We start from the raw sequence: 20,269 nt of genomic DNA, 5'->3' as shown, positions 1-20,269 counted from the left end.
ACACTGCAATCCGTCCAATCAATTTCGGAGACCCGCCGTGACGCATATCTGGGAAGGCGTGATGCCCGCCGTGACCACCAAGTTCAACGCCGATTTCAGCATAGACCGCGCGTGGACCGCGAAGAACATCGACGCGCAGATCGAAGCCGGCGTCGACGGCATTATCGTGTGTGGGTCGCTCGGCGAAGCATCGACGCTCTCGCTCGACGAAAAGCTCGAAGTGCTCGACATCGCCGTGGACGCATCGCGCGGCCGCGTGCCGGTGCTGCTGACGATCGCGGAGAACAGCACGCTCGACGGCTGCCGCCAGGCCGAGCGCGGCGCGCGGCACGGCGCGGCGGGTTACATGGTGCTGCCGGGCCTGCGCTATCTGTCGGACCGGCGCGAGACGCTCAACCATTTCCGCATGGTCGCGGACGCGAGCCCGCTGCCGCTGATGGTCTACAACAATCCGCTCGCGTATGGCGTCGATGTAACGCCGAAGATGTTCGCGGAACTGGCCGAAGACAGGAAGTTCGCGGCGATCAAGGAATCGAGCGGCGACGTGCGCCGCATCACCGATCTCATCAACGAAACGGGTGACCGCTACGCGCTCTTCTGCGGCGTCGACAACCTCGCGATGGAAGCCATTCTGATGGGCGCGAACGGCTGGGTGGCCGGCCTCGTCTGCGCGTTCCCGCGCGAAACGGTAGCGATCTACAAGCTGATCCGCGCGGGGCGCGTGGAGGAAGCGCGCACGATCTACCGCTGGTTCGCCCCGCTGCTCGCGCTCGATGTGTCGCACAAGCTCGTGCAGAACATCAAGCTCGCCGAGGCGATCGTGGGTCTCGGCACGGAGCCGGTGCGCCCGCCGCGCCTGCCGCTCGCGGGTGAGGAGCGCAAGGAGGTCGAAGCGCTGATCCGCCGAAGTATCGAGACGCGTCCGGAACTGCCGGCGGTCTGAGGTCCGGCGCAAATGAAAATGCCGTCATCGCGACGGCATTTTTTTCGTTGTCAGCTAACTGATTCAGGCTGCGATCTGCGCAGGCGCAGGTTCGGCGAGGCCGCCATCGAGTCCTTCGCCTTCATCGTAGAGGTGCAGCAGGCGATAACCGCTCTTGTACACCGGCTGCAGGCGGAAGTTGTTGACCGGCTCGATCTCGAGCGCAAGCCGCAGACGCGACACGTGGCTGTCGATGGTGCGTGTGGTTTCGCGGAACTCGCGGCCCCACACCATCGCGAATATGTGATCGCGCGACAGAACGCGGCCGATATTCGAGAAGAAAAGCTGCGCGAGGCGGAATTGCGTGCCGCTCAGCTGCACCGGCTTGCCGCGCACGGTCACGGTCTGCTGGCGGGCGTCGAAACGGTACGGGCCGACTTCGAGGCACGCGCTCGACGTCGCGGGGTACGCGCGGCGCAGGAGCGCTTCGATGCGCGCGCCGAATTCGCCCGGACGAATCGGATAGACGACGTAATCGTCCGCGCCGGCGGTGAGTGCGCAGACCACGTTGTGCTCGGCGCCGTCCGGCGTCGCGAACATGACCGGCACGCGCTCGCCAAAGCTCGAGCGCACGGATTTCAGCAGGTCCAGGCCGCACAGGCCCGTGGAATTCCAGTCGAGAATCAGCAGATCGACCGTCGAGCGGGACAGCGCTTTCGACAGCACGAGGCCGTCGCCGAACGTGACGCATGTGTGGCCGAGTCGTTTGACGACATCGCTGATGAGATTTCGATAGCTTGGGTCGGTTTGCAAAACGGCGACGCGCATGGTGTCTTACCTGATGAGTCCAAGGGACATGGGGCGGCGCCGTGCTTCAGGCGGCCGCCGGGCGTCTCGTCGCGGGATGAGACGGGATTCAAGCTGCGCATTCTGGCCAGCGGCTTGAACCTTTCCCATCGGACTCATCCGAATTGTCAACGCATGTGACGGCGCAGGCGCGCCACGGCGCGGCGTCTCATGCGCGCAACCATCTCGAAAATAGAACGACTTTTCTCTTTTGGCGCCCCTTTCATCCTGTAACATGCCGCGTTTGGCTCAAAAACTCCCGCTTCCGCCGTTTTACCGAGACGTCGTGTAGCAAGCTGCGCCGCGACTGTCCGTCGCATCCCGCAGCGCGGACGACGGGCGGCGGCTTCCGAATCCGCGCCCGCTGGGTCCTTGCCTGGCGCCTGGCGCGCCTCGCCCGGTCCTTCGCTTCGCGTCCACCCGGCGCGTCTAGTCACTCCCGCAGGGCAAAGCCTCGTTCCACCGCGCGCCACGCGTGGCTTTTCCACTCACGGGTTCTTTTTTCGATGCAGGCAACACCTCTGTCCGACGCTCCGCGCGCGGCGGGCCGTGCGCTCACGCGCGGCGATTACAAGACGCTCACGCTCGCCGCGCTCGGCGGCGCGCTCGAGTTCTACGACTTCATCATCTTCGTGTTCTTCGCGCCGGTCATCGGCCAACTGTTTTTCCCGCCGTCGATTCCTGACTGGCTGCGTCAATTGCAGACCTTCGGCATCTTCGCGGCGGGCTATCTCGCGCGTCCGCTCGGCGGGATCATCATGGCGCACTTCGGCGACCTGCTCGGCCGCAAGCGCATGTTCACACTCTCCGTGCTGCTGATGTCCATCCCGACGCTGCTGATGGGCATGCTTCCCACGTACGCGTCGATCGGCCTGATGGCGCCCGTGCTGCTGCTTCTGTTCCGCGTGATGCAGGGCGCGGCGGTGGGCGGCGAGGTGCCGGGCGCGTGGGTGTTCGTCTCGGAACATGTGCCGGGCCGCCATATCGGCTATGCGTGCGGCACGCTGACGGCCGGCCTGACGGCGGGCATCCTGCTCGGCTCGCTGATCGCCACGGCGATCAACAAGGCGTTCGCGCCCGCCGAAGTCGCCGATTTCGCGTGGCGCCTGCCCTTCCTGCTCGGCGGCCTGTTCGGCCTGTGCTCGGTGTATCTGCGCCGCTGGCTGCACGAAACGCCGGTGTTCGCCGAGTTGCAGAAGCGCAAGTCGCTCGCGGCGGAGATTCCGCTCAAGGCCGTGCTGCGCGACCACGGCCGCGCCGTCGTCATTTCGATGCTGCTCACGTGGATGCTGTCGGCGGCGATCGTCGTCGTGATCCTCATGACGCCGACGCTCCTGCAGAAGCAGTTCCACATCGCGCCGGCGACGGTGCTCGTCGCGAATTGCGCGGCCACGTTGTGTCTCACGATCGGCTGCGTGCTCGCGGGCGCGATCGCGGGCCGGATCGGCGCGGGCAAGACGATCTTCATCGGCGGGATTGCGCTCGCCGTGTCGTACTGGCTGATGTTCCAGCAAGTCGCGCTCGATGCCTCCGTGCTGTTGCCGTGGTACGCGTTCGCGGGCTTCACCGTCGGTGTGATCGGCGCGATTCCGTTCGTGATGGTGAAAGCCTTCCCGCCCGCCGTGCGCTTCTCGGGCATCTCGTTTTCGTACAACGTCGCGTATGCGGTGTTCGGCGGGCTCACGCCGATCGTCGTCTCGCTGATGATGAAATCCAGCCCGATGGCGCCCGCGATGTACGTCGGCGCGCTCTGCGTGGTCGGCGCGCTGACGACGCTGTTCATCAAGGAAGCGCGCTGATCCATTTTTAGCGCTTTCCTGAAAATGGCGCGCCGTTTGCTCGGCGCGCTTTTTTTTTCGCCCCGCTTTCACGTTTCAGGTCACGCCGAAACGTCGCACGCGCGACGCGCCTACGATGGGCGGCATGAACCCGAACCTTTCCTCCTCAGAAACGCATCTGTCCGCGCGGCAGATGCTCGTCGTCGCCGCGACCAGCGTCGGCTTCGTCGTCTCCCAGCTCGATGTGTCGATCGTGAATGTCGCGCTCGCGAGCATCGGGCACGATCTGGGCGCGGGCGTCGCGAGCCTGCAATGGACCGTCGACAGCTACGCGCTCGCCTTCGCGTCGCTCATGCTCTCCGCGGGCGCGCTCGGCGACCGCTTCGGCGCGCGGCGCCTGTTTCTCGGCGGGCTCGCGCTCTTCGCGCTGGCATCGCTCGCGTGCGCCTTTTCGCGCGATGCGCCGCAACTGATCGCCGCGCGCGCCCTGCAAGGCGTCGGCGCCGCCGCGATGCTGCCGAACTCGCTCGCGCTGCTCAACGCCGCGTGCGGCCACGACCGGCGCCTGCGCGCGCGTGCGGTCGGCCTGTGGACGGCGGCGGGCGCGGTGTCGATCGCGGCGGGGCCGATCGTCGGCGGCGTGCTGATCGCGGCGTTCGGCTGGCGCAGCATCTTCTGGGTCAACCTGCCGATCTGCGCGGCGGGCGTGCTCGCGACGCTCGCGTGGGTCGGGAAGATGCGCGCGCAGGACGCGCATCGCGCGCGCGGCATCGACTTGCCCGGCCAGACGCTCGCGATCGTCGCGCTGGCTGCGCTCGTCGGCGCGGTGATCGAACTGCGTCCGCTCGGGCCGGCGCACCCGCTCGTCGCGGGCGGCCTCGCGCTGGCGCTCGCGGCGGGCGGCGCGTTCATCGCGATCGAGCGCCGAAGCCGCGCGCCGATGCTGCCCCTTTCGCTCTTCGGCGAGCGCACGTTCAGCGCGGCCGTGGTCTTCGGCGTCGGCGTGAATCTCACCTACTATGGAATGGTGTTCGTCCTGAGCCTGTATCTGCAGCGCGTGCTCGGACACACGCCCTTGCAGACCGGCCTTGCGTTCCTGCCGCTGACGGGCGGCTTTCTCATCTCGAACCTGGCGAGCGGTCCCGTCGTGGCGCGCTTCGGCTCGCGCGGCCCGATGATCGCCGGCGCGCTCATCGATGCCGCCGGTTTCGCCGCGCTCGCCTTCGTCGATGCGACGACTCCCACCGCCGCGCTGCTCGTGCCCTTCCTGCTGATTCCTTCGGGCATGGGGCTCGCGGTGCCCGCGATGACGACCGCGCTGCTCGGCACCGTCGGCCAGCAGCGCGCGGGCACGGCCTCGGCGGTGCTCAACACCGCGCGGCAGGCGGCGGGCGCGATCGGCGTTGCGATGTTCGGCGCGCTCGCGGGTCATGGCGAAGCCGCCGCGGGCGCGAGCCATATCGTCGATGCGGTGCGGTGGTCGGCGGGCATCTCCGTCGCGCTGCTGTTGTGCGCCGCGCTGATCGCCCGTCATGTGCGCAATCCGGCGAACGAGATGCAGCGGGAACGGCCGTTGCATCGCTCAGGCGAAGCGCGCTGAAAACCGAGCCGGCGCGCACGCCATCGACTCTATGAGGAGAAAACCATGTCGACGATGCCCCGCTCCCCCGAGGAGCCGCGCGAGCCGGACCCGGACAAGCTGCTCGACCCGGACGCCCCGCCGAATCCCGAAGATCCCGACATGCCGGACGGTCCGGATTCCGCCACGCCGATCGTTCCCGCCGATCCGAAGAACGGCGAGCCGCGCATGTAAAGGCTGTGCTCCGTCACGCAAAAATGCCCGCGCGGCCTTCCAACCGCGCGGGCATTTTTGCGTAGTGTGCCACGAGAAAGACTACAGGCTGGTCGTCTGCACGGCGCCGGTTTCCAGCGCGCGCTCGATCAGCGCTTCCTGCTGCGCCTTGCGCACGGCATCGGCGACGAGGGTATCGGGCGCTTCGACCTCCGCCTTGATCGTGCCGATAATGCCGTCGGCTTCGACGATCACGAGCGATTCCGCCGAATCCGCGCGGCTGATGATGACGCGCACCGGGCCGCCGCCTTCCGCGATGCTCGCGCAGAACTGCATCTTTTGCCCGCCGATCACTTGCTCGAATGTTTGAATCATCGCTGCCTTCCGCGTTGGTTGGACAAAAGCTGACAAAGGCTGCGCGCCGTTCGCCGCGCAGCCTGCTTATCGATTGATTCGCGCACGTGCGCCAGGTTCAATTTTGTAAGCACGCGGGCAGCGATGCAAGTTCATCGTCGTGCGTCGGCGAGATTGCGAAGGATATCGGCAGTCGTGTCGTCGGCGGGAAAGAACGCTTCGATCGCGAGCTCCGACAAGGTGATATCGACCGGCGTGCCGAAAACCGTCGTCGTGCTGAAGAACGACAAGATGCCGTGCGGCGTGCGCATGCGCAAAGGCACGACGACCGGATCGGTCTCGCCGCGCGATGCATGCCCGGCATGCGCGGGCGCGGGGTACGCCTCGAGCTCGGCGAGCAGCGCGACGAGCGTCGCATCGCCCGAGACCTCGATCTGCCGGCGCAGCCGCGCGAGCAGATGCGCGCGCCATTCGTGCCAGTTATCGATGGCATCGGCGAGACCTTGCGGGTGCATCGACAGGCGCAGCACGTTCGCCGGCGGCGCGAGCAGCTCCGCATGCGCCGAAGCGACGAGCGGCGCGATAGCCGCGTTGGCCGCGATCATCGTCCAGTGACGATCGACCGCGAGCGCCGGATACGGCTCGTGCCCTTTCAGCACGAGATCGACCGCGCGCCGCGCTGCCGCGAGTTGCGGATCGGCGAGCGCGCGCTCGCGATACAGCGGCGCGTAACCTGCCGCGACGAGCAGCGTGTTGCGCTCGCGCAGCGGCACGTCCAGCCGCTCCGCGAGGCGCATCAGCATCTCGCGGCTCGGCAGCGAGCGGCCCGATTCGACGAAGCTCAGATGGCGCGTGGACACGTCCGCCTCGCCAGCGAGATCGAGCTGGCTCATGCGACGCCGCTGGCGCCATTCGCGCAGCAGCGCACCGACGGTGGAATGCGCAACGGGGAGTGCGAGGGTCGAGTTCATGCGAGCGATGTTAGACGAAGCCTAAGGGCGCGATCCATTACCTGCGACGTAAGCGGCGGCGCGCACGGCATTCGGCAGCAGATCGAACGAACGTAAGATTTACAGCGCAAACCTTTGCGCAGAAAAACTTGCGCGCGTCACCCTAAATGTCCGGTCGTTTCGAGCCGATAAGCCCCACAACAAGCGAACAATGCGTCGCGAGCCGTGCGCGTCTCAAGCCCGAGCACGCACGGCCCGCGGCGCGCGGATATTTGCGGAGAAAACATGTTTGTCATCATCGGATGGGTGGTGGTCATCGGCTCGGTGATCGGAAGCTTCATCGGCGTCGGCGGCCACCTCGCCGCGCTCGTGCAACCCTTCGAGCTGCTGTGTATTTTCGGTGCGGCGATCGGCGCGTTCGTCGTGTCGAATCCGACGCCCACGCTCAAGAAAACCTTGCAGGCCATTCCGAAGGTATTCAAGGGCGGCGGCTACACGAAAGAGAAATACCTCGCGCTGATCGCGCTGCTGTATGAACTGCTGCAAAAGGCGCGCAAGGAAGGGATGATGGCGCTCGAAGCCGATGTCGACGCGCCCGAATCCAGCCCGCTCTTCCAGAAGTACGAGCACGTGATGGCCGATCATCATCTGCTGGATTTCATCGTCGATTATCTGCGCATGATGTCGGCGGGCAATGTCAACGCGCTCGAAATGCAGGACCTGATGGACGAAGAGCTCGAAACGCATCACGCCGAAAGCTCGGTGGCCGCGAACGCGATTCAGAAGATGGCGGACGGCTTGCCCGCGTTCGGTATCGTCGCGGCGGTGATGGGCGTCGTGCACACGATGGGCTCGGTCGGCGCGGCGCCCGCCGTGCTCGGCGAGATGATCGCGGGCGCGCTCGTCGGCACCTTCCTCGGCATTCTGCTGGCGTATGGCTTCATCGGCCCGCTCGCGGATCTGCTCAACGCGAAGGGCGCCGCCGAGGCGAAGCCGTTCCAGTGCGTGAAGTCCGTGCTGCTCGCGTCGATGAACGGCTACGCGCCGACGGTCGCCGTCGAGTTCGGCCGCAAGGTGCTCTTCACCGCCGACCGTCCGAGCTTCAAGGAGCTGGACGACGCCGTGCGCGCCACCAAGATGCCGAAGTCGGCGTCCTAACCGATAAGCGCACGCAAGGGAGTTCCGCTCATGGCTGAGAAACCATCACGCGATCCGCTGCAGTCGGTGCTCGCGCCTACCGTCGTCGTGAAACGCAAGAAGAAGGCGCACGGTCACGGCCATCACGGCGGCGCATGGAAGATCGCGTACGCCGACTTCGTCACCGCGATGATGGCGTTCTTTCTGTTGATGTGGCTGCTCGGATCGACATCGAAGTACGACAAGGAAGGCATCGAGCAATACTTCAATACGCCGCTTTCCGCATTGTTCGGCAATGACGGCGGCGCTTCGGCGCATACGAGCGTCATCACGGGCGGCGGCAAGGATTTGTCGAGCTCGCGTCCCGGTGAAGGCAACAAGAGCCAGACGCAGCCGGTGCCGCAATCGATCGCGCGCGCGGCCGTCGCAACGGATGACCTGCAGAAGTTGCAGCAACTCAAGCAGAAGCTCATGGCGCTCATCGAGCAGATGCCTGCGTTGCGCGCGTTCAAGGATCAGATCCGGATCGCGATCACGAGTGAAGGACTGCGCATCGAGATCGTCGATTCGCTCAATCGGCCGATGTTCGCTTCCGGCAGTTTCAAGCTCGAAGCTTATGTGACGACGATTCTGACGAACATCGGCGCATCGCTGAACGATGTCGATAACCGCGTGTCGATCGCGGGGCATACGGATGCCGTGCCCTATTCCGGCAGTCAGACGGGCTATTCGAACTGGGAACTGTCGAGCGAACGCGCCAATGCGGCACGGCGCGCGCTCGTCGCGGGCGGGATGAAGGAGAGCAAGGTGCTGCAGGTGCGAGGTCTCGCCGATGTCCTGCCGCTCAACAAGGACGTCGTCGATGAGCCTACCAATCGGCGCATCAGTATTCTCGTGCTGAACAAGGCGGCCGAGCAGGCGTTCTTCCGCGATGGCGGGCGCACGACGGTGGATCAGACGCAGACCGTCGATGCGGCGATTCCGGCAGCGGTGGCGGTCAAGTCGAATGCGCCGGTGGCGGTGGTGAAGTAAGCGCGCCCTGCCCACGTGGGATGCAAGCGCCATGCTCGAGAGGGCATGGCGCTTTTTTTACGACCGCCGCGCGTTCAAAGATACTCGACGTTGCCGTCGACGCTGATCGCCTGTCCGGTGATGTTGCCGGCCGCGGGCGAGGTCAGGAAGAGCGTCATCGCGGCAATGTCGTCGATGGTGACCATGCGCCGCAGCGATATCTTCTTGAGATATTCGTCGCGCATGGCTTCGAATGTGATGCCCAGCGCCTCTGCGCGCGCGGCGATCACGCGATCCATGCGCTCGCCCTGGACCACGCCGGGCAGGATCGCATTCACGCGAATATTGCTCGGGCCAAGCTCGATCGCAAGCGACTTGGCCAGCCCGACGAGCGCCCACTTCGTGGCCGCATACGGCGTGCGAAACGCATAGCCGAGCCGCCCCGCGACCGACGACATCGTGATGATGCTCGCACGCTCGGACGTGTCCTTGAGCAAGGGCACGGCTCTGCGCAGAAAATAGAAATGACTGTTCAGATTGGTGGTGACGGTGCGCTCCCATTGCACGGGATCGAGTGCTTCGACCGGCCCCGTGGGGCCGGAGATGCCCGCATTGTTCACGAGCACATCGAGCCCGCCCATTGCTTGCCGGGTTCGCTCGATGACGACATCGACCTGATGCGGATCACCGACATCCGCGACGCAGCCGTGGAGGGAGACGTGCTTGCCGGTGAAATCGTCGATGGCGGCACTATCGACATCGCAGACGAAGACCTGCGCGTCTGCTTGCAGAAAGGCTTCCGCAATGCCCGCGCCGATGCCCGAAGCCGCGCCGGTGATCAGCACGCGCAATCCGGGTCGAGGTTTCAAAAGCTCGATTGCATTCATGTTCGTCGTGTCCGATGCCTGTCAGAGCGTCATGCCGCCCGATACTTCGATCACCGCGCCGTTGATATAGCTGGCTTCGTCGCTCGCGAGGAACGCGTAGACGTTGGCGATCTCTTCCGGCTTGCCGAGGCGCGCGAGCGGCACTTGCGCACGCATTTTGTCGAGCACATCGCCGGGGACGGTGGACAGGATCGGCGTATCGACGAAGCCCGGCGCGACCGCGTTCACGCGTATGCCTTTCGGGCCGAGCTCGCGGCTCCATGTCTTCGTGAAGCCGATCACGCCGAACTTCGCCGCCGCGTAGTTGGTCTGCCCGTAGTTGCCGTAAATGCCGACGACCGAGCTCGCGTTGAGAATCACGCCCGAGCCCTGCGCGATCATGCTGTCGACGACCGCCTGGCTCGCATGAAAGACAGCGCGAAGATTCACGTCGATCACGGCATCGAACTGATCGAGCGTCATCTTTTGCAGCCGTGCATCGCGCGTGATGCCCGCGTTGTTCACCAGCACGTCGATGCGTCCGTGCCGTTCGCGCACCGCCGTGACCATCTCGTCGACACTGCGGCGGTCGGACATGTCGATGCAAAAGGCGCTCGCCTCGCCGCCCGTCTCGCGGCATTGCGCGACGACATCGCTCACCGATGCCTGGTTCATGTCGCATGCCACGACCGTTGCGCCTTCTTGCGCGAACTTCAGTGCAGTCGCCGCACCGATACCTTGCCCCGCTCCGGTGACGACCGCCACCTTGTTTCCCAGTCTCATGGTTCCGTTCTCGTTGATTGTGTCAGTCACGAGCGCATGCCCGCCGCATTGCCGTTGTCCATCGGAGTCGATGCGCCCGCTTCGCGCCGAATCGCTTTCGCGAACACCGGCACGAGCGCAAGGCCGAGCACCGATGCCGCGACGATCACCAGAAAGCCCGAATCGCTGCGGCCCGTGAAGGTTTCGGTCATGCCGAAGAGATACGGCCCGACGAAGCCCCCGATCAGGCCGATCGTATTGATGAACGCAAGCCCCGCCGCCGCCTGAATGCCCTGAAGGCGCTTCATCGCGATGGCCCAGTACGAGGGCAGCACGCCGCCGCCGAAGAATGCCGTGACGGCCAGCAGCACCATGCGCCCCGCCGGGTTCGCCGTCGCGATGAACGCGCAAGCGCCCGCGACGAGCCCCGCAGTCAGGATGCCGAGATACACGCAGTCGTTGCCATGACGGCGATGCAGGCGCGGCAGAATCAGCACGCCCAGCAGAAAACCGACGCCGACGCTCGCCGACAAGAGCCCCACGATGAACGGCGTCTGGATATGCATCTGCTGGATGATCGCGGGCGTGAAGAAGTACAGACCGACGAAGGCCACCTGATTCAGGAAATAAATCAGGCCGATGAGCACGGTCGTCGGCCGCTTCAGCGCGGCCAGCCAGTCCGCCGACGTGAGTTCCGGGTGCCCGTGCGTATCGATCACGGCGCGCGCTTCGAGCGCCTGCGCTTCTTCGGGCGTGAGCCAGCGCGCATCGCGCGGACGCTCCGGCAGCTTGAAGTACAGCAGCACGCCGGCGAGCACGCTCGGAATCCCTTCGATCATGAACATCCATTGCCAGCCATGCAGTCCGCCGATGCCGCCGAGCTGCATCAGCGCGCCGCCGATCGGATTGCCGAGCACGAGCGCGAGCGCCGGCGCGGTATAGATCCAGCCCACCGCGATCGGCCGGTCCTCCGGCGCGAACCACAGCGTCACCATGTACATGAGCGCGGGAAAGAGCCCCGCTTCGGCGATGCCGAGCAGTACGCGCAGCGCATAGAACGACCACTCGCCCTGCACGAACATCATGGCGGTGGAGAGGATGCCCCAGCTCACCGCGATGCGCGCGATCCAGCGCCTCGGTCCCACGCGATGCGCCGCGAGATTGCTCGGCACTTCGAGCAGCGCGTAGCCGATGAAGAAGATGCCCGAGCCGAGGCCGTATGCCGCCGCGCTGATGCCCACATCGGCGGCGAGCTGCATCTTCGCCAGCGCCACATTGGTGCGGTCGAGGAAGGACATGAAGTAGATCGCGCACATGAGCGGGATGAGCCGCAGCATTGCCGTGCGCGTCGCGGCGCGATGCAATGCGTCGATACTTGATTTGACGGTATCCATGTTGTCTCCGTTTGGATCGGCTGCTCTTGTCGTGCGATGGCAGCGTGGGTCGATTGATTGAGAAAGCGTCAGAGCGTGACCTTGTCGCGCCCCTTGAGACCGAGCATCGCGCGCGCATCGTCGGGCGTTGCGATGTCGAACGAAAGCGCTTCGAGAATGCGGCGGATCTTGCGCACCTGTTGCGCGTTCGATTCCGCCTTCACGCCCCTGGCGATATACACGCTGTCCTCGAGACCGACGCGCACGTTGCCGCCGAGGATGGCGCTCATGGTGACGAGCGGCATCTGATGACGCCCGGCGCCCAGCACCGAGAAGTGGTAGTTGTCGCGCCCGAACAGGCGATCCGCCGTCGCGCGCATGACGGTCATGTTCTCCGGGTCCGCGCCCATGCCGCCGAGAATCCCGAACACCGACTGGATGAAGAACGGCGGCTTCACGAGCCCCTGATCGACGAAATGCGCGAGATTGTAGAGATGGCCGAGGTCGTAGCATTCGAACTCGAAGCGCGTGCCTTTGCCGCCGAGTTCGAGCAGGATGTGCCTGATGTCCTTGAAGGTGTTGCGGAAGATCATGTCTTCCATGCCTTCCACGTAGTCCTTCTCCCAGCCATGCCGCCACGACGAAACCTTCGACGCGAGCGGATGAATCGAGAAGTTCATCGAGCCCATGTTGAGCGAGCACATCTCAGGCGCCGCGTGGAGCGGATAGGCGAGCCGCTCTTCGAGCGTCATGCGCGTGCTGCCGCCCGTCGTGATGTTGATGACCGCATCCGTCGCTTCGGCGATGGCGGGCACGAACTGCCGGAATACATCGGGGCTCGGCGTCGGACGGCCATCGGCGGGATCGCGCGCATGCAGATGGATGATCGCCGCGCCCGCCTCGGCCGCTTCGATCGCCTGATCGCGGATTTGCGCCGGCGTGATCGGCAAATGCTCCGACATCGTGGGAACGTGCGTCGCGCCGGTCACGGCGCATGAAATGATGACCTTGCGGTCTGCCTTGCTCATCTTTGCTGTCCTCGTCTCCATGCCTGCACTGGACCGTCCCGATGACGGACGGCGGCTTGTGACGGTCATATTATTGAGCTAGCATCCCTTTCGTAAGGTCATTTTCGGACACGCGGGAGTCCCGCGAGGACATTGTGAGTCTTGGGAGGACAGTCATGTCGGTCAACCGGCCACCGCTCAACGAGCGCATGTATGCGCCGTACAAGATCGCCGCGCTGGTGGAGGTGCTGGCCGCGCAGGGCATCGCGCCGGAGGACAGCCTGCGCGGCAGCGGCGTCAGCGTGGAGGCGTTGCAGGACGCGTCGGTGCTCACGTCCATCGGCCAATACGCGACCGTGTGCAAGAACGCCGTGTCGCTGTCGCGCGATCCGGCCACGCCGTTCAAGGTCGGCGGAAAGCTGCACTTGTCGGCTTACGGCATGTACGGATACGCGCTGATGTCGTGTCTTTCCCTGCGCGATTACTTCAAACTGGGCGTCAAGTACCATCGGCTGGCCACGCCGATGGTCGCGATCGAATGGACCGAATATCCGGACCGGATGGTCTGGACGTTTCCCGATGCTTTCATGTCGAGCCCGTCGCGCGAGTTGCGCGAATTCGTCATCGAGCAGCAGTACACGCAGCATGTCACGCATCTTCAGGATGTCGCGGGCGGCGTGTGTCCGCCGCTCAAGGCGTGCTTCTCGTATCCGGCGCCCGCGCATGCGAATATCTATCCGGACTATCTGGGCTGTCCGTGCTACTTCGATCAGGAGCAATGCGAGCTCATCTACGACAGCGCGATACTCGACCGCAAGCCGCAACTCGCGCATCAGCTCACTTCCACATTGCTGCAGGAAACATGCGACCGGCTGATCGGACAGGCGAAGACATCCAGTGGGGTATCGGGCGAGGTCTACCAGATTCTGATGAGCACGCCAGGCGTCTTTCCCGGCATGGAGGCGGTCGCGGAGACCATGCACATGACGACGCGCACGTTGCGGCGGCGGCTCGAAGCCGAAAGCACTTCGTTTCTCGCCATTGTCGACGACGTGCGGCGCTCGCTCGCGCTCGAGTATCTGAAGACGACCAAGATGAGCACGGACGATGTCGCGATGCTTCTCGGCTTCAGCGATACGGCCAATTTCCGGCGCGCGCTGAAGCGCTGGACGGGCAAGGGGCCCGGCGAACTGCGGGGTTGAAACGCGGGAGGCGAGCCGCCATTCAACGCGCGTAATAGATCGCAAGCCAGACGGTCGGCTCTTCGCCATGCGTCCACGCGACCCGATGCCGGCAATGCGGCTCGATCAGCACGTAGTCGCCCGGACGCATGTCGTGCAGCGTCGAGTCCTCTTCGAACTCGATCGCGGCCGCACCCGAAAGCAGCACGACCCATTCGGCGCGTGAGTCGTCGTACCAGAAGCCTTCGGGGCTCGCGTGCCCCATCGACACGATACGCTCCACGTTCAGGCGCTGCCCCGTGACGATCATGTCGATCCGCTCTTCGCCGCCGCCCTTCGCTTCGAAGCTGAACAGGTTACCCGTTTGAAGTTGCATGGCTCGACCTCACGTGAACTGTCGCTTCACCGGCGCGCGCGCCGTCATGACCCTCTCACCGCACCCACTCTCCAACCGTCTGCACCACGAGCCAGACATTCGCCGCGCTGATCACCGCAAACAGCGCCCACGCGACGAGCTTCATGTGCGGCCTGTTCGCGAACGCGCCCATCAGAGCGCGATCGCTCGTCATCCGGATCAGCGGATATAGCGCGAACGGCAACTGCAGACTCAACACGACCTGGCTCGCCACGAGCAGCTTCCCGACCGCGCCATTGCCCATCACATACACGCCGATCAACGCCGGCACGAGCGCGAGCGCCCGCGTGATGAAGCGCCGCTGATAACACGGAATCTTCAGCCGCAGGAACCCTTCCATGATGACCTGCCCCGCGATCGTTCCGGTAAAGGTCGAACTCTGCCCTGAAGCGAACAGCGTCACCGCGAAGAGAATCGCCGCGAGCCCCGTCCCGACGATAGGCGCAAGCAGCTTATAAGCGTCCTCGATTTCGGTGACTTGCGTATGCCCCGTCGCATGAAACGCCGACGCGGCAAGAATCAGGATAGCCGCATTGATCAGCAACGCAAGCGCGAGCGACACGATGGTATCGAGCCGCGAAAGATTGATCGCCGACGCGAGGCTCTTCGCATCGCGATCGACCACCCGCGTCTGCACGATCGACGAATGCAGATACAGGTTATGCGGCATCACGGTCGCGCCGAGAATCCCGATCGCGAGATAAAGCGGCTCGCGATCGCTCAACGCATGGATCGACGGCACGAGCCCCGCCGCGACCGAAGGCCAATGCGGCTTCACGAGCGCGAGCTCGACGACATAGCCCACGCCGATCGTCGCGATGAGCCCGAGCATGATCGCTTCGAGATCGCGAAAGTTCTTGCCCTTCAGGCCCAGCACGATGAGCGTGTCGAACGCGGTGAGCACGACGCCCCACATCAGCGAGACGCCGAACAGCAAGTGAAACGCGAGCGCGCCGCCGAGCACTTCCGCCAGATCGCACGCGATGATCGACAACTCCGCGAGCATCCATTGCACATTCGCGACCGGCTTCGCATAGCGCTCGCGCGATAGCTGCGCGAGGTCTTTCCCCGTGACGATGCCAAGACGCATCGAGAGACATTGCAGCACCATCGCCGCGAGACTCGACAGCAGGACGACGAAGAGCAGGCTATAGCCATAGCGCGATCCGGCTTCGATATCCGTCGCCCAGTTGCCGGGGTCCATATAGCCGATGGAAATGAGCAGGCCCGGCCCCGCGAACTGCAATAGCTTCTTCCAGAGCGGCGCGCCCTGCGCAACAGCGACGGAGCCTTTGACTTCGGATGGGCAGAACGGCGCGGTGGCCGTGGTCGGCAGATTGAACGGCAATTTATCGGTTCCTGATGCGGTATCGGGACAGCCCATGACGCGCGCAACGAACCTTGCGCAATGTTCTTCCAGGCAACTTACAAAACACCTCACGCGGGCGAGTCTATCACCGGCCGTGCGCGATCACAGACGCCCCCGCGACGGCTTCGCAGCACGTTCGGCGCACGCACCAATCTGACCAAAGGGTCATCTGATCGCCAGCATGTCGTCACCGTACGACAAATAGAATCGAGGGGTGGCTGTGGTGGCCGTGCCGACGCTGCAAATCGCGCAACCGCACGCCGCGTTCATCCTTCACTCGCATGAGGAGTACGCCATGAAACTGGTCACACGCATCGCCGTTATCGCGCTCGCCGCCGCGCCGCTCGCCGCGCTCGCGCAAAGCGAGGGCCTCACCCGCGCCCAAGTCAAGCAGGACCTGCAGCGCGTCGAGCAAGCCGGCTACAACCCGTCCGAGCGCGACGCGTTCTATCCGGACAACATCCAGGCCGCGGAACAAAAGGTGCAATCCTCAACGGCCTACGGTTCATCATCCGATGGTTCGTCCGCGTCAGGGCAACCCGCGATGCAGCAGAACTCGCAATAGCGCTTCATCGGTCCTGCCAATGAGACACGCGCGGCTCCCGCCGCCCGCGAACGATCCCGCGCCGTCTCCATTGCCCTCTCTCTTCGTTCCGTTTCGCGCGATCGTTCCATTCATCCCTGCTCCAGGCGAAGCGCGCTCATACCGACAACCTACAATCGCGAAGCGGCTGCTCGCACAGCACGCCCGCGTAGAGCCGCGTTCATCCCATCATTCGCATGAGGAGTCCGCCATGAAGCTTGTCACGCGCATTGCTCTCTTCGCTCTCTTCCCTCTCTCCGCCGCGCCTCTCGCCGCGCTCGCTCAATCGGGCGGACCCACGCGCCAGCAAGTCCGCGAAGATCTGGTGCAGGCCGAGAAGGCCGGCTACCGTCCCGGAGAAAACGACGGCCGATATCCCGGCACCTTCCTCGACATCAAGGAAGGCATCTACACAGGCGCGAGCGTCTATCGCATGCAGCCGGGTTATCCGAACCTCGCTCCCAATGCTGAAAGTTATCTGCGCTGAAGCGTAACTATTCCCGTCATGTTCGAAAGATGCGCGCGGCCCTGACCGCGCGCTTTCGTATGCTTGCTTTCAAAACGCCTAATCTGACGAAAGCGCCATATTCACGCCATATTGTCGTTGGTGCCCGGCCACTACCATAGCGACACTGATGGCGAACCGCACGCCTCGCTCCGTCATTGCGTCCCGCGCGCCGCATTCGTCTCACTCGCAGCGCCCTTCCCCAGCATCTTCCGAACGACTCAATGTGGATAGTCAACGTTGCGCTCAAGCGGCCTTACACGTTCATCGTGATGGCCATCATGATTCTGCTGGCAACACCCTTCGTCCTCGTGACGACGCCAGTGGACGTGCTTCCCGAAATCGATATTCCCGTCGTCAGCATCATCTGGAATTACACGGGCCTTTCCGCGCAGGACATGGCCAATCGCATCACGTCGGTCAACGAGCGCAGCCTCACGACCACGGTGAACAACATCGAGCATATCGAGTCGCAATCGCTGCAAGGCATTGCGATCATCAAGCTCTTTCTGCAACCGACGGCCAATATTCAAACCGCGATCGCGCAGACGGTCGCCGTCGAGCAGGCGCAACTCAAGCAGATGCCGCCGGGCGCGACGCCGCCGCTCGTCATCAGCTATTCGGCGTCGAGCATTCCCGTGATCCAGCTCGGACTTTCTAGTCCAAGGCAGTCGGAGCAGGACCTCAACGACACCGCGCTCAACTTCCTGCGCCCGCAACTCGTGACGATTCCCGGCGCGGCCGTGCCCTACCCTTATGGCGGCAAGACGCGGCTCATCTCCGTCGATCTCGACACGCGCGCGCTGCTCGCCAAAGGACTCACGCCGACGGACGTCGTGCAGGCCGTCAACGCGCAGAACCTGATCCTGCCGACTGGCACCGCGAAAATCGGCCCGAAGGAATACACGATCAACATGAACGGCTCGCCCACGACGGTCGCGGGCCTGAACGATATTCCCGTGCGCACGATCAACGGCGCGACGACTTACCTGCGCGAGGTCGCTCACGTGCGCGACGGCTTCTCGCCGCAGACCAACATCGTGCGGCAGGACGGGCATCGCGGCGTACTGATCTCGGTGCTGAAGAACGGCAATGCGTCGACGCTGTCCATCGTCAACACGCTGAAGGATCTCCTGCCGCAAGCGCGCGCCTCGCTGCCGCCCGATCTCAAGATCAGCGCGCTCTTCGATCAATCGGTGTTCGTGAAGGCCGCCGTGCAGGGCGTGGTGCGCGAGGCGCTGATCGCCGCGGCGCTCACCGCCGCAATGATCCTGCTCTTTCTCGGCAACTGGCGCAGCACCTGCATCATCGCGATCTCGATACCGCTCTCGATTCTCTCGTCGCTGATCGTGCTGCACGCGCTCGGTCAGACCATCAACATCATGACGCTCGGCGGCCTCGCGCTCGCGGTCGGCATTCTCGTCGACGATGCGACCGTGACGATCGAGAACATCGAGCGGCATCTGCACATGGGCACCAATCTGCACGATGCGATTCTCGAAGGCGCAGGAGAAATCGCGGTGCCTGCGCTCGTGTCGACGTTATGCATTTGCATCGTGTTCGTGCCGATGTTCTTTCTCACAGGCGTCGCGCGCTATCTCTTCGTGCCGCTTGCCGAAGCGGTCGTCTTCGCGATGCTCGCGTCGTACATTCTGTCGCGCACGCTCGTGCCGACGCTCGCGATGCTCCTGATGGGCCACGCGCACGCGCACGCGCCCGATGCGAAGGCGAAGCCGAATCCTTTCATGCGGCTGCACCGCCGTTTCGATCGCGGCTTCGAGCGCATGCGCGGCGCGTATATCGTGATTCTGTCGAGCCTGCTCGTGCGCAGGCGTCTTTTCGCTGCGCTCTTTCTGGGCTTCTGCGTGTTATCGGCCGGCCTCGTGTTCGTGCTTGGCGAGGACTTCTTTCCGAGCGTCGACGCGGGCGATATCCGCATGCACATGCGCGCCCCGACTGGCACGCGCATCGAGGAAACCGCGCGCCTCGCCGATGAAGTCGAAAAGGTCGTGCGCCAGGTCGTGCCGCAAGACGAGCTCGCGACGATACTCGATAACCTCGGCCTGCCTTATAGCGGCATCAATCTGTCGTACAGCAACGCAGGCACGATCGGCACGCTCGACGGCGAGATTCAGGTCGCGTTGAAACCCGATCACGCGCCGACTCAAAACTACATCGACGAATTGCGCGCGCTTCTCCCGCGCCGCTTTCCCGGCGTCGAGTTCTTCTTTCAGCCCGCCGATATCGTCACGCAGATTTTGAACTTCGGTCTGCCCGCCGCCATCGACGTGCAGATTCAAGGGCAGAACGGGCAAGCGAACTTCGAGGTCGCGAGCAGGCTGATGAAGCAGATTCGCATGATTCCCGGCAATGTCGACACCCACATCCAGCAGAAGCTCGACGAGCCCGCGATCGACCTGCAAATGGACCGCACGCGCCTGCAGCAACTCAATCTCTCCGCGAGCAATGTCGCGCAGAACGTGCTCGTCTCGCTGTCGGGCAGCTCGCAAACCGCGCCGGGATTCTGGTTCAATCCGCGCAACGGCGTCGAGTACAACCTCGCTGTGCAGACGCCGCAGTATCAGGTCTCGTCGATCGACGAGCTGCTGCGCACGCCCGTGTCCGCATCGCTCAACGGGCCCACGCAACTGCTCGGCAATCTCGTGCGCCTCTCGCCGCAGACGCAGTTCGCGGTGGTCACGCACTACAACATCCGGCCCGTGATCGATCTCTTCGTGAGTGTGGAAGGGCGCGATCTCGGCGGCGTCGCGCGGCAGGTGAATCATCTCGTCGATGAAGCGCGCAAGACGCTTCCCCGCGGCACCCAGATCGTCGTGCGCGGACAGGTCGAAACGATGCGCACGTCCTTCCTCGGCCTTGGCTTAGGCGTCGCGATGGCGATCGTGCTCGTGTATCTGCTGATCGTCGTGAACTTCCAGTCGTGGATCGATCCGCTCATCATCGTGAGCGCATTGCCCGCGGCGCTCGCGGGCATCATCTGGATGCTCTTTCTCACCGGCACGCATTTGAGCGTGCCCGCGCTCACCGGCGCCATCATGACAATGGGCGTCGCCACGGCGAACAGCATCCTGATGGTGTCGTTCGCGCGGCAACGGCTGAACGCGGGCATGCCGCCGCTCACCGCCGCGCTCGAAGCCGGCGCGAGCCGCATCCGTCCCGTGCTGATGACCGCGTTCGCGATGATCATCGGCATGGTGCCGATGGCGCTCGGTCTCGGCGAAGGCGCCGAGCAGAATGCGCCGCTCGGCCGCGCGGTCATCGGCGGCCTTCTGTTCGCGACGGTTTCCACGCTCTTTTTCGTGCCGCTCGTCTTCGCGGGCATTCACGCGCGTCTCGCGCGGCGCGCCGCGCGCAAGAACGTGCGCGGCGCATGAACACGACAGCGGCCAACACTGAC

General features: G+C 64.4%; 19 protein-coding genes. 10 read left to right on the top strand and 9 right to left on the bottom strand.

Features of this window, described 5'->3' with window-relative positions:
* The first annotated feature begins 37 nt into the window (after nt 1-37).
* Complete coding sequence (locus tag AC1Z32_RS28810; protein WP_483482241.1) at nt 38-943, top strand: dihydrodipicolinate synthase family protein; 906 nt, start codon at nt 38-40, stop codon at nt 941-943.
* Between the two features lie 63 nt (nt 944-1,006).
* Here the strand turns inward: AC1Z32_RS28810 and AC1Z32_RS28805 are convergent, their stop codons facing one another.
* Entirely contained in the window at nt 1,007-1,750 is a 744-nt protein-coding gene (locus tag AC1Z32_RS28805) for a response regulator transcription factor (protein ID WP_483482240.1), read from the bottom strand.
* A 524-nt stretch (nt 1,751-2,274) separates the two neighbouring features.
* Between AC1Z32_RS28805 and AC1Z32_RS28800 the strand changes: the two genes are divergently transcribed.
* The 3 genes from AC1Z32_RS28800 to AC1Z32_RS28790 all read left to right on the top strand — a co-directional run bounded on the left by AC1Z32_RS28800 (nt 2,275) and on the right by AC1Z32_RS28790 (nt 5,359).
* Nucleotides 2,275-3,567 (top strand): MFS transporter, encoded by a 1,293-nt coding sequence (locus AC1Z32_RS28800; protein ID WP_483482239.1) that lies wholly within the window; start codon nt 2,275-2,277, stop codon nt 3,565-3,567.
* A 115-nt stretch (nt 3,568-3,682) separates the two neighbouring features.
* Nucleotides 3,683-5,146 carry an MFS transporter gene (locus AC1Z32_RS28795; protein WP_483482238.1) on the top strand — a complete coding sequence of 488 codons (1,464 nt, stop codon included), beginning with the start codon at nt 3,683-3,685 and terminating at the stop codon, nt 5,144-5,146.
* 45 nt (nt 5,147-5,191) lie between these two features.
* Complete coding sequence (locus tag AC1Z32_RS28790; RefSeq protein WP_157697440.1) at nt 5,192-5,359, top strand: hypothetical protein; 168 nt, start codon at nt 5,192-5,194, stop codon at nt 5,357-5,359.
* Nucleotides 5,360-5,440: 81 nt separating this feature from the next.
* Here AC1Z32_RS28790 and AC1Z32_RS28785 read toward each other — a convergent pair whose 3' ends face one another.
* Together AC1Z32_RS28785 and AC1Z32_RS28780 are read right to left on the bottom strand one after the other, a co-directional pair.
* Nucleotides 5,441-5,713: a hypothetical protein gene (locus tag AC1Z32_RS28785; RefSeq protein WP_483482237.1), complete on the bottom strand. Its 273-nt coding sequence runs from the start codon at nt 5,711-5,713 to the stop codon at nt 5,441-5,443.
* A 131-nt stretch (nt 5,714-5,844) separates the two neighbouring features.
* Nucleotides 5,845-6,663, bottom strand: coding sequence for a helix-turn-helix domain-containing protein (locus tag AC1Z32_RS28780; protein ID WP_483482236.1), 819 nt, complete (start codon nt 6,661-6,663; stop codon nt 5,845-5,847).
* Nucleotides 6,664-6,927: 264 nt separating this feature from the next.
* On the opposite strand from AC1Z32_RS28780, the gene motA reads away from it, so the two are divergent.
* Both motA and motB read left to right on the top strand, forming a co-directional pair.
* Nucleotides 6,928-7,800: a flagellar motor stator protein MotA gene (motA, locus tag AC1Z32_RS28775; RefSeq protein ID WP_062604146.1), complete on the top strand. Its 873-nt coding sequence runs from the start codon at nt 6,928-6,930 to the stop codon at nt 7,798-7,800.
* A 30-nt stretch (nt 7,801-7,830) separates the two neighbouring features.
* On the top strand, nt 7,831-8,811 hold the full coding sequence (gene motB, locus AC1Z32_RS28770) for a flagellar motor protein MotB (RefSeq protein WP_483482235.1): 981 nt from the start codon (nt 7,831-7,833) through the stop codon (nt 8,809-8,811).
* Nucleotides 8,812-8,885: 74 nt separating this feature from the next.
* Here motB and AC1Z32_RS28765 read toward each other — a convergent pair whose 3' ends face one another.
* The 4 genes from AC1Z32_RS28765 to kce form a co-directional block, all read right to left on the bottom strand.
* A complete protein-coding gene (locus AC1Z32_RS28765; protein ID WP_483482234.1) occupies nt 8,886-9,677 on the bottom strand; it encodes an SDR family oxidoreductase in 792 nt (263 codons plus the stop codon).
* 21 nt (nt 9,678-9,698) lie between these two features.
* Nucleotides 9,699-10,439, bottom strand: coding sequence for a 3-oxoacyl-[acyl-carrier-protein] reductase (gene fabG / locus AC1Z32_RS28760; protein ID WP_483482233.1), 741 nt, complete (start codon nt 10,437-10,439; stop codon nt 9,699-9,701).
* 26 nt (nt 10,440-10,465) lie between these two features.
* Nucleotides 10,466-11,812, bottom strand: a complete 1,347-nt coding sequence (locus AC1Z32_RS28755) for an MFS transporter (protein WP_483482232.1) — start codon at nt 11,810-11,812, stop codon at nt 10,466-10,468.
* Between the two features lie 68 nt (nt 11,813-11,880).
* Complete coding sequence (kce, locus tag AC1Z32_RS28750; protein ID WP_483482231.1) at nt 11,881-12,819, bottom strand: 3,5-dioxohexanoate:acetyl-CoA acetone transferase; 939 nt, start codon at nt 12,817-12,819, stop codon at nt 11,881-11,883.
* 155 nt (nt 12,820-12,974) lie between these two features.
* Here kce and AC1Z32_RS28745 point away from each other — a divergent pair, with 155 nt between their 5' ends.
* Nucleotides 12,975-14,000: an AraC family transcriptional regulator gene (locus AC1Z32_RS28745; protein ID WP_483482230.1), complete on the top strand. Its 1,026-nt coding sequence runs from the start codon at nt 12,975-12,977 to the stop codon at nt 13,998-14,000.
* A gap of 22 nt (nt 14,001-14,022) precedes the next feature.
* Here the strand turns inward: AC1Z32_RS28745 and AC1Z32_RS28740 are convergent, their stop codons facing one another.
* Both AC1Z32_RS28740 and AC1Z32_RS28735 read right to left on the bottom strand, forming a co-directional pair.
* Complete coding sequence (locus tag AC1Z32_RS28740) at nt 14,023-14,355, bottom strand: cupin domain-containing protein (protein ID WP_483482229.1); 333 nt, start codon at nt 14,353-14,355, stop codon at nt 14,023-14,025.
* Nucleotides 14,356-14,410: 55 nt separating this feature from the next.
* Nucleotides 14,411-15,742: an Nramp family divalent metal transporter gene (locus tag AC1Z32_RS28735; protein WP_483482228.1), complete on the bottom strand. Its 1,332-nt coding sequence runs from the start codon at nt 15,740-15,742 to the stop codon at nt 14,411-14,413.
* A gap of 316 nt (nt 15,743-16,058) precedes the next feature.
* Here AC1Z32_RS28735 and AC1Z32_RS28730 point away from each other — a divergent pair, with 316 nt between their 5' ends.
* The 3 genes from AC1Z32_RS28730 (at nt 16,059) to AC1Z32_RS28720 (ending at nt 20,246) form a co-directional block, all read left to right on the top strand.
* Nucleotides 16,059-16,328 carry a DUF4148 domain-containing protein gene (locus AC1Z32_RS28730; RefSeq protein WP_483482227.1) on the top strand — a complete coding sequence of 90 codons (270 nt, stop codon included), beginning with the start codon at nt 16,059-16,061 and terminating at the stop codon, nt 16,326-16,328.
* 229 nt (nt 16,329-16,557) lie between these two features.
* The gene (locus tag AC1Z32_RS28725; RefSeq protein WP_483482226.1) at nt 16,558-16,833 is read left to right on the top strand and encodes a DUF4148 domain-containing protein; all 276 of its coding nucleotides are present in this window, start codon (nt 16,558-16,560) and stop codon (nt 16,831-16,833) included.
* A gap of 242 nt (nt 16,834-17,075) precedes the next feature.
* Nucleotides 17,076-20,246: an efflux RND transporter permease subunit gene (locus AC1Z32_RS28720; RefSeq protein ID WP_483482225.1), complete on the top strand. Its 3,171-nt coding sequence runs from the start codon at nt 17,076-17,078 to the stop codon at nt 20,244-20,246.
* Nucleotides 20,247-20,269 lie beyond the last annotated feature (23 nt).

This window comes from Caballeronia sp. 11_S32 (genome assembly GCF_056930355.1).
The sequence above is the reverse complement of the archived record's forward strand: the minus strand, read 5'-3'. Positions and strand labels throughout refer to the sequence as shown.